We start from the raw sequence: 12,590 nt of genomic DNA on the forward strand, positions 1-12,590 counted from the left end.
CTTCCCGATCCAGCTGACGCCAGACCTTGCGCACGCCGTAGACGCGCCAGTTCTCTTCGAAGACACGCTCGATCTCGGGCCGCAGGGCTGCGTCGCGCCGGGTGCGATCCGACAATCGGGCCGGATCGGCCCGCTTCGCCAGGTGATCGTAGTAGGTGGACGGGGCGATCGGCGTTCGCCGCCGGGCTTGAACCAATGGCGCCTTCGGCGGCTCACCCTGCAGATCGGCTCGACCCCGTGCTCCGCACGATGAGCATCGATGAAACCCACCATCACTTCGACCGGCGGTCGAGCTCCGCCATCGCAAAATATGCGCTCGCCTTGCGCAGGATCTCGTTCGCCTGGCGCAGTTCCCGGTTCTCCCGCTCCAGCGCCTTCATCTTCTCGGCCATGTCGCTTGAAATGCCAGCGCGCTGCCCGCTGTCCACCTCGGCCTTCTTGACCCACTCGTTCAGGGGCTGCGGCGCACAGCCGATCTTCGCGGAAATCGACATGACTGCCAGCCAGCGCGATCCATGCTGACCCTCATTGCCGAGAACCAGGCGCACCGCGCACTCGCGCACTTCGGGGGGGAAACTTGTTCGTCGTCTTGCCCATGATGCTCCATCCTGCTCAGGAGTTGGAGCCTCCGGCAAACCCGGAGCGGTTCAAGGCTCGATCGGGCAAGCGGTGGATCGACCGCATCGACTTGGCCTGAAAGGCACCGCAAGATCGCCAGGAATGATCCGAAAACCTCCTTGCCGCGTAAGGCTTCCAAGGGCGCCGCGGCAATCGGCCTGACCGTCACAGCGAGCTTCCTGCCGCCGGCCCTGACGGAAACGAAACATTCACCGGGTGCAGCCCGCTTCACGGAGGAAAGAAGAGATGCTGGATCGTTCCATGGTTGACGCGAAAACCCGCCCGGAGGCAGGCCCGGCGATGCCGGTCTCCGAGAGCATCCGCGCGCGCCTGGTCGAAAGCGGGCAGCGTTTCCACGCCAACGACAATATCTCGGCGGTCCTGCGCGAGGGCGAGCTCGAGGCGCTGCGCCGCGAGGTGGCCGAGCGGATGCAGGGCGTGCTGAGCGCGCTGGTGATCGACACCGCCGCCGACCACAACACCGCCGAGACCGCCAAGCGGGTCGCGAAGATGTTCGTCGACGAGGTCTTCGCCGGTCGCTATCGCCCCGCGCCCGAGCTGACCACCTTTCCCAATGTGTCCCACCTGAACGAGCTGATGATCGTCGGGCCGATTACCGTGCGCAGCGCCTGTTCGCACCATCTGTGCCCGATCATGGGTCGGGTCTGGATCGGCGTTCTGCCCAATGCCTCATCCGAACTGATCGGGCTGTCGAAATATGCGCGCCTGACCGACTGGATCATGTCGCGCCCGCAGATCCAGGAAGAGGCCGTCGTCATGCTCGCCGACGAGCTCGAGGCGCGGATCCGTCCCGACGGGCTGGCCGTGGTGATGGAGGCCGATCACTTCTGCATGCATTGGCGCGGGATCAAGGACGATCAGTCGGTGATGACCAATTCGGTGATGCGCGGCGCATTCCAGACCAAATCGGATCTGCGGCGCGAATTCCTGAGCCTGCGCCGCACCGCGCGCGACTGACCCGAGTGCCGCCACGGAGCCCCAGATGCCGACCTATGCCCTGCTGTACCTGATCACCACGGCCGCGTTCCTCGGGGCCGATATCGTCGGCATCCGACTGCTGATCCGCCCGGTTTTCGAGCGTCATGTCGGGCATCTGCTGGCCGATCCGCTGCGGCTCGGCCCGGCGGCGCTGTTCTATCTGGCCTATGTCGCGGGGGTGCTGTGGTTCGTCTCGATCCCCGCGCTCCGGGCCGGGGCGCCGGTACAGGCGCTGGCGGGCGGGATGGTGTTGGGGCTGCTGTGCTACGGCACTTACGAGATGACGAACTATGCTACCCTGCGCGACTGGTCGGTGCAGCAAGTGGTGATCGACGGGCTTTGGGGGATTGCGCTGACCGGCTTCGCGGCCTGGGCGGGGGTCGCGGCCCTCAGCGGCAAGCTGGCCTGACCGGAGCCTCAGCCCAACCGGCGCAGCAGGGGCAGGGTTAGTGCGTAGGGCATGAGGCGCAGCGCCTTGAGGACAAGGGTGAAGCGGCGCGGGAAGTGGATCTCGAAGCCGCGTCCAGCCATCCCGCGCAGCACTGCCTTGGCCGCCTCTTCCGGGGTGATGATCGCAGGCATCGCGAAACTGTTCTTCTCGGTCAGGCGGGTCGCCACGAAGCCCGGACAGACCAGCCGCACATCGACCCGAGGTGCGAGTTCGACGGCGAGGCTCTCGGCCAGATTGTTGATCGCCGCCTTGGTCGCGGAATAGGGCTGGCCGCCGGGCAGACCCAGATAGCCCGCGACCGAGCCGAAGAGCACCATCTGTCCTCCGTCGCGGATCAGCGGCGGGCACAGCCGCGCAACGTCGAGCGTGCCCAGCAGGTTGACGCGCACCATCGCCTCGACCCGTTCGGGGGCCAGATCGGCGACCCGCCCCGGATCGTAGAGCGCGGCGGTGCAGATGATCGCGTCAAAGGGGGCCTCCGCCCGCAGCCGGTCGCAGGCCGCCGCCAGCTGACCCGCCTGCCCAAGATCGAGCGCGACGATCTCGGCCCCGCCGCAGTCTGCGGCAAGCCGGCTCAGCGCCGCTTCGTCGCGCGCCGACAGGACGAGCTGCGCCCCGCGCGCCACCAGTGCGCGCGAGAGCGCTGCACCGATCCCCGCACTCGCGCCGATGATCCAGACACGCTGGGGGCGCGCGCCGCTCATATCCGGAAGATCGGCTGCAACAGGCTCGGCAGCATCGCGTGGAAGCGCAATGGTGCGTCGGTCGCGGCCAGACAGATGCAGGGCTCGCCGGGGCCGGCGATGGGCTGGTGGTCGATATCGTCATGCGCCGTCTCGACATCGCCGCGCCGGAAGGCGCCTTCGCTGTCGGCGAAGCTGCCCTGCAGCACCAGCGTCAGTTCGAGCCCGCGGTGCCCATGTTCGGGCACCGCCTTGCCCGGCGGAATGTAGAGGAGCCGCAGCGACCCTTCGCGATCGGCCGACAGGATCTGCTGGCGGATGCCGCCGCCCAGCATGCGCCAGCGCGGCGGGCGTCCGCCCAGTTCGGCCATCACCGGCGCGGGAAACACGCCCGAGCCGCGGGGCGCGGGTGCGGGCGCGGGAGTGTCGAGCGCGGCCATGATCCGCGCACGTGCGTCGGTTCCGAGCTGCGCCGTCTCGGCGCCCGCGAGCAGCGCGCCCCCGATCATGTCGCGCGCCTCCTGCCGGGCGCGGCAGTCGTCGCAGAGCGACAGATGCGCGGCCACCACGACCGAGAAGGCATGCGGCAAGGCCCCGGCGCGATAGTCGTCGAGAAGCTCGTCAGAGATATGATGCTGGATGTCCGTCATGGGGCTATGCTCCTCAGTTCGTGTCTGAGGCGGTCGAGGCCGAGGCGGATGCGGGACTTGATCGTGCCGAGCGGCAGTCCGGTGATCTCGCTGATGCGGCTGTGGGGGATGTCGTCGAAATAGGCCGCGCGCAAGGCGTCGGCCTGTTCGGGGGCGAGGCGGGCGAGCGCCGCGGCGAGGTGGCTCGCCTCCTGTTGCAGGGCCAGAACCTGACCGGCGTCGGGATCGAGGCTCGGCAGATCGGGCATCTCCTCGGGCTGCGACAGCGGCTTGCGGCGCGCCATGTCGATGCGGCGGTTGCGGGCGATGCCATAGATCCAGCCGGCTGCGTCGGCGCGATGCGGGTCGAACTGCGCGGCCTTGTGCCAGACCGCCAGCATGACGTCCTGCACCACGTCCTCGGCGCTACCATCGGTCAACCCGCCCCGCAGCAGCATGGATTTCAGCCGGGGCGCAAAATGGTCGAAGAGCCGCCCGAAGGCCGCGCGATCGCGTTGGTCCCGCACGGCGATCAAGTCACGGCTGAGGTCGGACAGCTCTGTCGTCACCGGAGTCTCCACCTTGACCGACACCTCTGGCTCGCCCTTTCGCCCGGTCGGGGGCGAAGGCGTCACAAAGGTATGGGCTTTCGGCCGGACGGGCGCAACGACGGTTTCCATGAGGCTGTTACGCGCCGTCCCCGGCCGTGGATCACTCGTCGATGAAAAATCGTCGGCGCAGTGATCCGGGAGCGGCCCTGTCCCGTATCGAAGAGGCACAGCAAGCAAAGAAGTTCCATGGCATTCGATCTGACCCAAGGCGCCCCGCAACGCATCGCGATCGTCGGCGGCGGCATTTCCGGCCTCTCGGCGGCCTGGCTGCTCGCACGGGACCACAGCGTCACCCTGTTCGAGGCCGAGCCGCGGCTGGGGGGGCATGCGCGCACCGTCGTGGCCGGGCGGCGCGGCGATCAGCCGGTCGATACCGGGTTCATCGTCTTCAACTACACCAACTATCCGCATCTGACCGGGCTCTTCCGAGATCTCGACGTGCCGGTGATCCGCTCCGACATGAGCTTCGGGGTGTCGCTGAACGGCGGGCGGATCGAATATGCGCTGCGCTCTCTCGATACGCTGTTCGCGCAGCGTCGCAACCTCCTCGATCCCCGGTTTTACGGGATGATCCGCGATATCCTGCGCTTCAACGCGGGGGCCGAGGCGGCGGTCGCGGCCACGCCGGATGTGACCATCGCCGAGCTGGTCGCGCGCATGGGCCTCGGGGGGCAGTTTCGCGATGCCTATCTTTACCCGTTCTGCGGCGCGATCTGGTCGACGCCGGATCGCGGGATCGGCGCCTTCCCGGCGCAGGCGCTGGTGCGGTTCATGCGCAACCACGGGCTGATGTCCAAGGGCCAGCATCACCAATGGTGGACGGTCGAGGGCGGCTCGATTTCCTATGTGAGACGGCTTGCCGACGCGTTGACGTGCGCCGGGGTCAGCTTGCGCACGGGCGCGCCGGTGCGCGCGATCCACCGCGACGGCAAGGGGGTGCAGGTCCGCGCCGAGGGAGCCGGGCCCGAGGACTTCGACCATGTGATCCTTGCTACCCACCCCGATCAGTCGCTGAGGATGCTGGCAGACGCCGATGAGGGCGAACGCGCCGCGCTTTCCGCGATCCGCTTCCAGCCCAACCGCACCGTCCTGCATGCCGATCCGCGGGTGATGCCGCGGCGGCGCAAATGCTGGAGTTCCTGGGTCAGCCGGGGCGATACCGGATCGGGCGCGGTCGATGTCAGCTATTGGATGAACCGTCTGCAAGGCATCCCCGAGAACGATCCGCTCTTCGTCAGCCTGAACCCGGCGCAGGAGATCGACGCGCGCCTGATCTACGACGAGGTGTCGTTCAGCCACCCGGTCTTCGATCTGCCGGCACTGGCGGCACAACGGCAGATCGCCACGATGCAGGGGGCGCGCAACACCTGGTTCGCCGGGGCCTGGCTGCGCAACGGCTTCCACGAGGACGGCTTTGCCAGCGCCTGGCGCGTCGCGCGCGCGCGTCCCTTCGCCCGGGTGCGGACATGACGCTGGCGGCGCGACTGGCGGCGGGCGAGGTTCTGGCGCTCGATGCCGTGATCACCCATGCCCGCCGCGGCGCGCTGCGCCACAGTTTTCGCACGCGCGCCGATCACGTGATGCTGGCGCCGGCAACCGCGCGACCGCCGCGGGGGCTGTCGCTTGACCGGTTCAACCTGCTCGCGCTCTACCGGCGCGATCACGGGGGCGCACGCGGGGCGGGCACCGGCACAGATTGGCCCTGGGATCAGTTTGCTCAGGCGGGGCTTGACCGCGCCCCCGGCCGGGTGCTCGCGCTGCTCACCCAGCCGCGGTTCCTCGGCTATTGGTTCAACCCTGTCAGCTTCTGGATGCTGCTCGAAGGCGATGCGCTCTGCGCCGTCATCGCCGAGGTCAACAATACCTTCGGTCAGCGCCACAGCTATCTTCTTGCGCCGCCCGACGGTGCCCCGATCACCGCCGCCACGCGGCTGAGCGCGCGCAAGGTCTTCCACGTTTCGCCGTTTCAGGACGTGGCGGGCGAGTATCGCTTTCGCTTTGCGCTGCGCCCCGACAGCCTCTCGATCCTGATCGCGCAGATCGACGGCGAGGCCGGGGTCGAGACCGCGATGACCGGCGCGCTGCGCCCGCTGACCACCAAGGCGATCGTCGCAGGCGCGCTGCGCCGTCCGGGCGGGGCGCTGCGGGTCATTGCCCAGATCTACTGGCACGCGCTTCGCCTGAAACTGAAAGGCGCCGCCTATCGCCCGCTTCCGCCCGCCCCACACGAGGAGATCAGCCGATGACCATCGCGACCCGCGCGCTCCAGACCCGCTTCTTCTCGGCCCTCGAAGGGATCGGCGAGGGGCGATTGATCGTCACCACCCCGGACGGGGCGCGGCTGAATTTCGGCTCGCAGGGGCCGGAGGCCGAGGTGCGCATCCGCGACTGGCGCCTGCTGCGGCGGCTCGCGATGCGCGGGGATGTGGGGTTGGCCGAGGGCTGGATCTCGGGCGAGTGGCACAGCGACACGCTCGAGGGGGCGCTGGCGATCGCGATGCGCAATCAGGCGGGCCTTGCGCAGTGGTCCGAGCCCACGCGGCTGCAAAGCTGGCGGATGCGGTTGATCGACCGGCTGATGCGCGCCAACAGCCTGCGCGGCGCGTCGCGCAATATCCGCGCGCATTACGACGTGGGCAACGAATTCTATCAGCTCTGGCTCGACCGCGGCATGACCTATTCCTCGGCGCTCTTCGCCGGCACCGACGATCTCGAGGACGCGCAGGCGCGCAAGAACGACCGCATCCTGTCGCAGCTCGCCCCCGGCGAGAGCCTGCTCGAGATCGGCTGCGGCTGGGGCGGGTTTGCCGAAGCCGCAAGCGAGCACGGCCACCGCGTGACGGGCATCACGCTTTCGCCCTCGCAGAAGGGCTATGCCGATGCGCGCCTCGACGGACGCGCCGAGATCCGGCTTCAGGATTACCGCGCGGTCACGGGCCAGTTCGACAATCTGGTCTCGATCGAGATGGTCGAGGCCGTGGGCGAGAGGTATTGGCCGACCTATTTCGCCACCCTCAAGGCCCGGCTGGCGATGGGCGGGCGCGCCGTGCTCCAGGCGATCACCGTGCCCGATGCCGAGTTCTGGGTCTATCGGCAGCGCTCGGATTTCATCCGCCAGCATGTCTTCCCGGGCGGCATGCTGCCCTGTTCGGCCAGCATCGCGCATGCCGCCGGGCAGGCGGGGCTCCGGGTGCAGGAGAGCTTCGCCTTCGGTCAGGATTACGCCCGCACCTGCCGGATCTGGGCAGAGCGGATGATGGAGCAACGCGCACGGATCCATCGGCTTGGCTATGGCGAGGCCTTCCTGCGCAGCTGGCAATTCTATCTCGAGGGCTGTGCCGCGGCCTTCGCCACCGGGCGCTGCGACGTGGTTCAGGTCACGCTGCGCCACGGCGGCGCGTGACGCCCGGTCGGGAGCCCCCCGCCACGTGCGTTTCGCGTCTGATTTTCGGAGACAGAACATGACTGACCGCATCACGCGGCTTGCGATCCTGATCCTTGCGGTGGGATTTGCCGCCGCGCCGATCTTCTCGAACGGATTTGGCGGCTTCTCCCGCGAGAGCTTTCCCGTGCAGGTGGAGCGTTGGCCCGCGCAGCCGGTGGGCTGGGCCTTCTCGGTCTGGGGGCTGATCTATCTGGCCCTGATCGCGACCTCCGCCTGGGCGGTCGCACGCCCGGCCGAGACGCCGGGTTGGAGCCGCGCCGCGTGGCCCATGGGGGCGAGCCTCTTCATCGGCCTCTTCTGGATCGAGGCGGCGATGCGCTCGCCGGCGCTGGCGACGGCGATGATCCTGCCGATGGCCGTGGGCGCGATCATCGCGATGCGCCGGTTGGGGCCGACCTGGCGCGAGACGGCGGCAGTCGGGCTCTATGCGGGCTGGCTGACGGCGGCCTCGGGGGCGGCGGTGTCAGTGGTGCTGACGGGCTATGGCGTTCTGCCGCCCCGGATCGCGGCGATCGCGCTTATCGGCGTCGTGCTGGCCGTTGCGGTCGGGGTCGCGGCCAGCCGTCCGATGGTCTGGAGCTACCGCGCCGGGGTGATCTGGGCGCTCCTCGGTGTGATCGTCGCCAATGTCTCGGCGGGGGATTGGCTGATCGCGGGGCTCTGTGCGGTGGGGGTGGCGCTCATGGGGGGTGTCGCAAAGTTTCAAACAGGTTGAGAGGGGCCGGCCGCCAGACACAATTATGCTGTCAGCGCGGCAAACACCTTAAAGGCGCTGGCGCCGTTGGCCGGGATCTGCCCCTCGCGGATCATGTGCGCGGTCTCGATGCCGGCGATGGTTGCCGCAGCCGAGTGGGAGGCCTTGAAGCCCATCATCGGCCCGGTGATCCGCTTGATGAAGCGATGGTCCTGTTCAAGGATATTGTTCAGATATTTGGCCTGTCGGATCGCGACTGTGCGGCCCCCGCCGGTAAATTGCAGGATCGTGTTCACCGCCTGCAAATCGGCCAGGTTGGCACTACTCTTGTCTATGACGACCCGGTCGGGCACGCCGTTCGAACCAATCGCCCGCTTGAAGAAGCACCGGGCGACGGCAAAGTCTCGGCGCTCGGACAGCATGAAATCAAGGGTTTGTCCGTCGCGATCCACCGCCCGGTAAAGGTAAGTCCAGCGCCCCTTCACCTTGATGTATGTTTCGTCCATCCGCCAGGAGTTCGTGGTCGGTCGCTTACGGGACTGCGCCCTGACGGCGATGAGCGGCGCGAACTTCACCACCCAGCGGTTTAGGGGGGCGTGGTCAACCATGATGCCGCGCTCGGCCAGAATTTCTTCAAGATCACGATAGGACACGGCGTAGCGGAGGTAGAAGAAAACTGCGTGCAGGATCACAGACTTCGGATAGTGCACGCCCTTAAACTCGATCACGTCAACCGCCTTTCGCCAACTCACTGACAATGCTTGCATATTCTGGGACACCAAAGGAACCGGAAACTTTGCGACACTACCGGCCGCAATGGCCTGGACCGACACCCTGCGGGCGACCCGACACTATGGCCGGGCGTTCTGGAAGCGCTGGACCGGAGACCACGTCCGAAGCCGGATCGAGGCGAAGAGGCGCTGCCTCAAGTCCTTCGGTGAGCGGATCGCTGCAAGAGACCCCGACCGCCAAACCGCCGAAATCCAAATCCGCATCCTTCGCGGCTGCGCTCGGACCAATGGCGCTTGCCGCTCAGTCACCAATCGCTTCAACTCCCTCGGAGCCGCCGAGATCGTTCGCGTGGCATGACGCCACTGGAGTAAGGGGCAGCCGCGCCACAAGCCGCAGTTCTGCATCAATGCCCATGGATCGTCGACTTGTCCCATTTGCCGGCGCGTGGGCCGGGGATGCCTTCGCGGTTCAGCTGGTCGGCGATCCGGTTCGGCGACATCCCATCGGCATAGGCTGCGAAAATCCGCTGCACGACGGCGGCTTCATCCGCATTGATCGCGCGGTCACCGCGTGTGATCTCGCCGTCGTCGCCGATGTGGCGCACTCAGTCTTCCCCGAGCCCGTTCACGGCTGCGTGCGTGGCGGGATAAGGTTTCGTTGCAAAACGTCAGTCTTCCCAGATCACCGCATTCGCGGGATCGATGACCGGCCGGTTCGGCCGAAGGGGGAGAGACTCACATGCCGATGACACGCAAATCCATTGCCATACCTCTTGCGCTGGCGGCGGTGCTCGCCGCCGCAGCGGCCCATGCGGAGGTGCCGATCGGGCAGCAGAACAGCGCCAAGGGCAAGGTGCTGAGCGACACGAGGGGGATGACGCTCTACACCTTCGACAACGATCAGGGCGGGATCCCCAGCTGCTACGCCGGCTGTGCCAGGAACTGGCCGCCGCTGCTTGCCGCGACCGGCGCCATGGCCGAGGGCGATTTCGGCCTGGCCCGGCGCAGCGATGGCGCGGCGCAATGGACCTATCACGGCCGGCCGCTCTACACTTGGATCAACGATCACAAGGCCGGCGACATCACCGGCGACGGGATCAAGGGGCTGTGGCACATTGCCCAACCGAAGTGAGGCGCGGCGCCGATGACGCTTCTGGACGAAATCGAGACCGCCATCCCGGCCCTGCGGCGCTATGCCCATGCGCTGACGCGCAACCGGGACGAGGCGGACGATCTTGTCCAGGATTGTCTGGAGCGCGCGGTGGCGCGGCGCCATCTGTGGCGCGGCGAGGGCGAGGTGCGGGGCTGGCTGTTCCGCATCCTGCTCAACCGGTTTCGCGACCGGCTGCGCAGCCTGCGCCTGCGCCCGCAGCTTCTGCCGCTGGAAAGCGCGGGCGGCATCGGGCAGGCGGGGGCGCAGGAAGGCCATCTGGCGCTGAGCGAGGTGCACGCGGCGATGGGGCGTCTGCCCGAAGATCAGCGTGCCGCGCTGCTGCTGATTGCGGTCGAGGGGCTGAGCCTTGCCGAGGCCGCGCAGGTGCTGGGGCAGCCGCCGGGCACCGTCGCCTCGCGGGTCGCCCGGGCGCGCGAGAGCCTGCGCCGGATGACCGACCGGGGCGAGACGATTTCCATTCAGACACAGGACAGGCAGCGGTGACGGAGCGGGATCACATCGAGAGCGCGGCGCAGATGCGGTTGCGCCACGGCAGCCCGGCCGAGCAGGCGGAGCTGGCCGCGCGGGCGGCGCAGGATCCGGCGTTGCGCAACGATCTTGCGGCCTGGGACCGGCAGGATGCGGCGCTGCGTGCCCTTTACGATCCGGTTGCCCAGGAGCCGGTGCCGGCGGCGCTGCAAGCTGTTCTGCGTCGCGCCGAACGCCGGGCCGAGCGCCGATCCGGTCTGCCGGTCTGGTCGCAGCTGGTCGCCGCCTGTCTGCTGCTCGCGGTCGGGGCGACCGGCGGTGCGCTCGGCGCGCGTTGGGCGGAGCGGGCGGAGACCCCGCTTGCGATGGCGGCGTTTCGCGCCTTTGCGACCTATTCGGTGGAAACCGTTCACCCGGTCGAGGTCGCGGCCACGCAGGAGCCGCATCTGAGCACCTGGCTGTCGAACCGGCTGGGGCGGCAGATCGCGCCGCCCGATCTCAGCCGCAGCGGCTTCAGCCTGATGGGGGGGCGGGTCCTGCCCGGCGTCAACGGTCCCGCGGTTCTGATGATGTATCGCGATGCGCAGGGGCGACGGCTGACGCTCTATGTCGCGCCGGAGCCCGGCCGGGCAGAGCAGCCGCCAGAATTCGCGCAGCGCGATACCGCCCGCAGTTACTGGTGGTTCGACGACAGCCTTGGTTGCGCCGTGGTCGGCGATCTCACGCGCGAGGTGCTGCACGGCGTGGCGATGGAGGCCTATCGGCAGATCACCGGCGCGTGACGTGAACCGCCTGCCGGGGCGAGACGCGCCGTGGTCCTGCCGGCGCTGAGGGGGGGCAGGGACAGATCATCGGCCCCGGGCTCTGGCAATTCGCCGGCCGGCTCCCCATCTTGGGCCGGGAACGGAAAAAGGAAATGACGTGGAAATCCGCCATCTGCAACCTCGCGCGACCTGGCGCGAGATCGCCGAAGAGGCGGGGTTCGACTTCCATACGATGTATGGCGAACCCTATTGGAACGAGGCCCGGGCCTATCGCTTCTCGCTGCGCGAGATCGAGGCGGAGATCGAGGATCCGGTGACCGAGCTGCATGCGCTGTGCCTCGACGCGGTCGGGCGCATCCTCGGTTCCGAGGAGCTGATGGCGCGGATGGGCCTGCCGCGCGAGCATTGGGACTATGTCGCGCAAAGCTGGCGCGACGGCGATCCGACGCTCTATGGCCGGATGGACCTTGCCTATGACAGCACGGGCCCGGCGAAGCTTCTGGAATACAACGCCGACACGCCGACCTCGCTGTTCGAGAGCACCTCGTTCCAGTGGCGCTGGCTCGAGGACCAGATCGGCGCCGGCGTGCTGCCGGACGGGGCCGACCAGTTCAACGGCACCTGGGAGGCGCTGGTCGCCCGCTTTGCCGAGATCTTCCCGGACGACCAGACCGTGTGGTTCACCTCGGTCGCCGACAACAGCGAGGATTACGGCACCACCGAGACGCTCGCCTGGGCGGCGAAGGAGGCGGGGATCAACCCGGTCTATCTGACCCTCGACAAGCTCGGGATCACCCCCGAGGGTCGTTTCGCCGATGCCGAGGGCTGGCCGGTGCGGTACCTCTTCAAGCTCTACCCCTGGGAGAACCTGTTGCGCGAGCCCTTTGCCGAATACCTCGCGGGCAGCGGCTGCACCTTCCTCGAACCGCCGTGGAAGGCACTTGTGTCGAACAAGGCGATCCTGCCGATGCTGTGGCGCTTCAACCCCGGCCACCCGAACCTGCTGCCCGCCGTGTTCGAGGACGAGCCGGGCGATTTCCCGGACGGCGTGGTGATCAAGCCGCTCTTCTCGCGCGAGGGGGCATCGCTGCGCATCCTCGATGGCTTCGGGCAGGAGATCGCGGCCTCTGACGATCGCGATTATGACGCCTGGCCGAAGATCCGTCAGGCCTATCACCCGTTGCCGGTCTTCGACGGCAGGCGCCCGGTGATCGGCGCCTGGGTGGTGGGCGAGCGCTGCACCGGCATGGGGTTGCGCGAGGATGCCGGGCTGATTACCCAGAACCTGAGCCAGTTCGTGCCGCATTACATCGAGGGGTGACA

At 67.9% G+C, this 12,590-nt stretch carries 15 protein-coding genes, 2 pseudogenes and 1 other annotated feature; of the genes and pseudogenes, 11 read left to right on the forward strand and 6 right to left on the reverse strand.

Going from position 1 to position 12,590, the window contains the following annotated elements; translation table 11 throughout:
* Positions 1 to 597 (reverse strand): annotated as a pseudogene (locus EOW65_RS17820) (transposase); the annotation flags it as partial.
* Positions 197 to 315 (reverse strand) — a sequence feature (AL1L pseudoknot). Its footprint overlaps the pseudogene before it by 119 nt.
* A 267-nt stretch (positions 598 to 864) precedes the next feature.
* Between EOW65_RS17820 and folE the strand changes: the two are divergent.
* A complete protein-coding gene (folE, locus tag EOW65_RS17825) occupies positions 865 to 1,596 on the forward strand; it encodes a GTP cyclohydrolase I (protein ID WP_128151719.1) in 732 nt (243 codons plus the stop codon).
* A gap of 25 nt (positions 1,597 to 1,621) precedes the next feature.
* Positions 1,622 to 2,026 carry a DUF2177 family protein gene (locus EOW65_RS17830; protein ID WP_128151721.1) on the forward strand — a complete coding sequence of 135 codons (405 nt, stop codon included), beginning with the start codon at positions 1,622 to 1,624 and terminating at the stop codon, positions 2,024 to 2,026.
* Positions 2,027 to 2,034: 8 nt separating this feature from the next.
* Here EOW65_RS17830 and EOW65_RS17835 read toward each other — a convergent pair whose 3' ends face one another.
* From EOW65_RS17835 to EOW65_RS17845, 3 genes are read right to left on the reverse strand one after another with little or no spacing between them, the layout of a single operon-like run.
* Positions 2,035 to 2,772, reverse strand: coding sequence for an SDR family NAD(P)-dependent oxidoreductase (locus tag EOW65_RS17835; RefSeq protein ID WP_128151723.1), 738 nt, complete (start codon positions 2,770 to 2,772; stop codon positions 2,035 to 2,037).
* Positions 2,769 to 3,401, reverse strand: a complete 633-nt coding sequence (locus EOW65_RS17840; RefSeq protein WP_128151725.1) for a ChrR family anti-sigma-E factor — start codon at positions 3,399 to 3,401, stop codon at positions 2,769 to 2,771. The genes EOW65_RS17835 and EOW65_RS17840 overlap by 4 nt, the downstream gene beginning before the upstream one ends.
* The gene (locus EOW65_RS17845; RefSeq protein WP_128151727.1) at positions 3,398 to 4,060 is read right to left on the reverse strand and encodes a sigma-70 family RNA polymerase sigma factor; all 663 of its coding nucleotides are present in this window, start codon (positions 4,058 to 4,060) and stop codon (positions 3,398 to 3,400) included. The genes EOW65_RS17840 and EOW65_RS17845 overlap by 4 nt, the downstream gene beginning before the upstream one ends.
* Positions 4,061 to 4,177: 117 nt before the next feature.
* Here EOW65_RS17845 and EOW65_RS17850 point away from each other — a divergent pair, with 117 nt between their 5' ends.
* The 4 genes from EOW65_RS17850 to EOW65_RS17865 are packed head-to-tail and all read left to right on the forward strand — an operon-like array spanning position 4,178 to position 8,151.
* A complete protein-coding gene (locus EOW65_RS17850; RefSeq protein WP_128151729.1) occupies positions 4,178 to 5,461 on the forward strand; it encodes an NAD(P)/FAD-dependent oxidoreductase in 1,284 nt (427 codons plus the stop codon).
* Entirely contained in the window at positions 5,458 to 6,237 is a 780-nt protein-coding gene (locus EOW65_RS17855; protein WP_128151731.1) for a DUF1365 domain-containing protein, read from the forward strand. Before EOW65_RS17850 ends, EOW65_RS17855 begins: the two co-directional genes overlap by 4 nt.
* Positions 6,234 to 7,394: an SAM-dependent methyltransferase gene (locus EOW65_RS17860; RefSeq protein ID WP_128151733.1), complete on the forward strand. Its 1,161-nt coding sequence runs from the start codon at positions 6,234 to 6,236 to the stop codon at positions 7,392 to 7,394. Before EOW65_RS17855 ends, EOW65_RS17860 begins: the two co-directional genes overlap by 4 nt.
* 58 nt (positions 7,395 to 7,452) lie before the next feature.
* On the forward strand, positions 7,453 to 8,151 hold the full coding sequence (locus EOW65_RS17865) for a tryptophan-rich sensory protein (RefSeq protein ID WP_128151735.1): 699 nt from the start codon (positions 7,453 to 7,455) through the stop codon (positions 8,149 to 8,151).
* Between the two features lie 23 nt (positions 8,152 to 8,174).
* On the opposite strand, the gene EOW65_RS17870 is transcribed toward EOW65_RS17865, so the two are convergent.
* Complete coding sequence (locus EOW65_RS17870) at positions 8,175 to 8,858, reverse strand: IS6 family transposase (protein WP_128151737.1); 684 nt, start codon at positions 8,856 to 8,858, stop codon at positions 8,175 to 8,177.
* A 79-nt stretch (positions 8,859 to 8,937) separates the two neighbouring features.
* On the opposite strand from EOW65_RS17870, the pseudogene EOW65_RS17875 reads away from it, so the two are divergent.
* Positions 8,938 to 9,219, forward strand: a pseudogene (locus EOW65_RS17875) (hypothetical protein); the annotation flags it as partial.
* 46 nt (positions 9,220 to 9,265) lie between these two features.
* Here EOW65_RS17875 and EOW65_RS17880 read toward each other — a convergent pair.
* A complete protein-coding gene (locus EOW65_RS17880) occupies positions 9,266 to 9,466 on the reverse strand; it encodes a recombinase family protein (RefSeq protein WP_128151739.1) in 201 nt (66 codons plus the stop codon).
* Between the two features lie 134 nt (positions 9,467 to 9,600).
* On the opposite strand from EOW65_RS17880, the gene EOW65_RS17885 reads away from it, so the two are divergent.
* From EOW65_RS17885 to EOW65_RS17900, 4 genes are all read left to right on the forward strand, one after another.
* Entirely contained in the window at positions 9,601 to 9,993 is a 393-nt protein-coding gene (locus EOW65_RS17885; protein ID WP_206364094.1) for a COG4315 family predicted lipoprotein, read from the forward strand.
* A 12-nt stretch (positions 9,994 to 10,005) separates the two neighbouring features.
* Entirely contained in the window at positions 10,006 to 10,518 is a 513-nt protein-coding gene (locus EOW65_RS17890) for a sigma-70 family RNA polymerase sigma factor (RefSeq protein ID WP_128151741.1), read from the forward strand.
* Complete coding sequence (locus tag EOW65_RS17895; protein ID WP_128151743.1) at positions 10,515 to 11,285, forward strand: anti-sigma factor family protein; 771 nt, start codon at positions 10,515 to 10,517, stop codon at positions 11,283 to 11,285. The genes EOW65_RS17890 and EOW65_RS17895 overlap by 4 nt, the downstream gene beginning before the upstream one ends.
* A gap of 139 nt (positions 11,286 to 11,424) precedes the next feature.
* Positions 11,425 to 12,588, forward strand: coding sequence for a glutathionylspermidine synthase family protein (locus EOW65_RS17900; RefSeq protein ID WP_240664773.1), 1,164 nt, complete (start codon positions 11,425 to 11,427; stop codon positions 12,586 to 12,588).
* The last annotated feature ends 2 nt before the right edge of the window (positions 12,589 to 12,590 follow it).

This window comes from Paenirhodobacter ferrireducens, assembly GCF_004022265.1.
Lineage (GTDB): Bacteria > Pseudomonadota > Alphaproteobacteria > Rhodobacterales > Rhodobacteraceae > Rhodobacter > Rhodobacter ferrireducens.

Excerpts from the sequence above, each read along its gene's own strand:
- folE (WP_128151719.1), top strand. The coding sequence starts at position 865 with ATGCTGGATCGTTCCATGGTTGACGCGAAAACCCGCCCGGAGGCAGGC.
- EOW65_RS17830 (WP_128151721.1), top strand. The coding sequence starts at position 1,622 with ATGCCGACCTATGCCCTGCTGTACCTGATCACCACGGCCGCGTTCCTC.
- EOW65_RS17835 (WP_128151723.1), bottom strand. The coding sequence starts at position 2,772 with ATGAGCGGCGCGCGCCCCCAGCGTGTCTGGATCATCGGCGCGAGTGCG.
- EOW65_RS17840 (WP_128151725.1), bottom strand. The coding sequence starts at position 3,401 with ATGACGGACATCCAGCATCATATCTCTGACGAGCTTCTCGACGACTAT.
- EOW65_RS17845 (WP_128151727.1), bottom strand. The coding sequence starts at position 4,060 with ATGGAAACCGTCGTTGCGCCCGTCCGGCCGAAAGCCCATACCTTTGTG.
- EOW65_RS17850 (WP_128151729.1), top strand. The coding sequence starts at position 4,178 with ATGGCATTCGATCTGACCCAAGGCGCCCCGCAACGCATCGCGATCGTC.
- EOW65_RS17855 (WP_128151731.1), top strand. The coding sequence starts at position 5,458 with ATGACGCTGGCGGCGCGACTGGCGGCGGGCGAGGTTCTGGCGCTCGAT.
- EOW65_RS17860 (WP_128151733.1), top strand. The coding sequence starts at position 6,234 with ATGACCATCGCGACCCGCGCGCTCCAGACCCGCTTCTTCTCGGCCCTC.
- EOW65_RS17865 (WP_128151735.1), top strand. The coding sequence starts at position 7,453 with ATGACTGACCGCATCACGCGGCTTGCGATCCTGATCCTTGCGGTGGGA.
- EOW65_RS17885 (WP_206364094.1), top strand. The coding sequence starts at position 9,601 with ATGCCGATGACACGCAAATCCATTGCCATACCTCTTGCGCTGGCGGCG.
- EOW65_RS17890 (WP_128151741.1), top strand. The coding sequence starts at position 10,006 with ATGACGCTTCTGGACGAAATCGAGACCGCCATCCCGGCCCTGCGGCGC.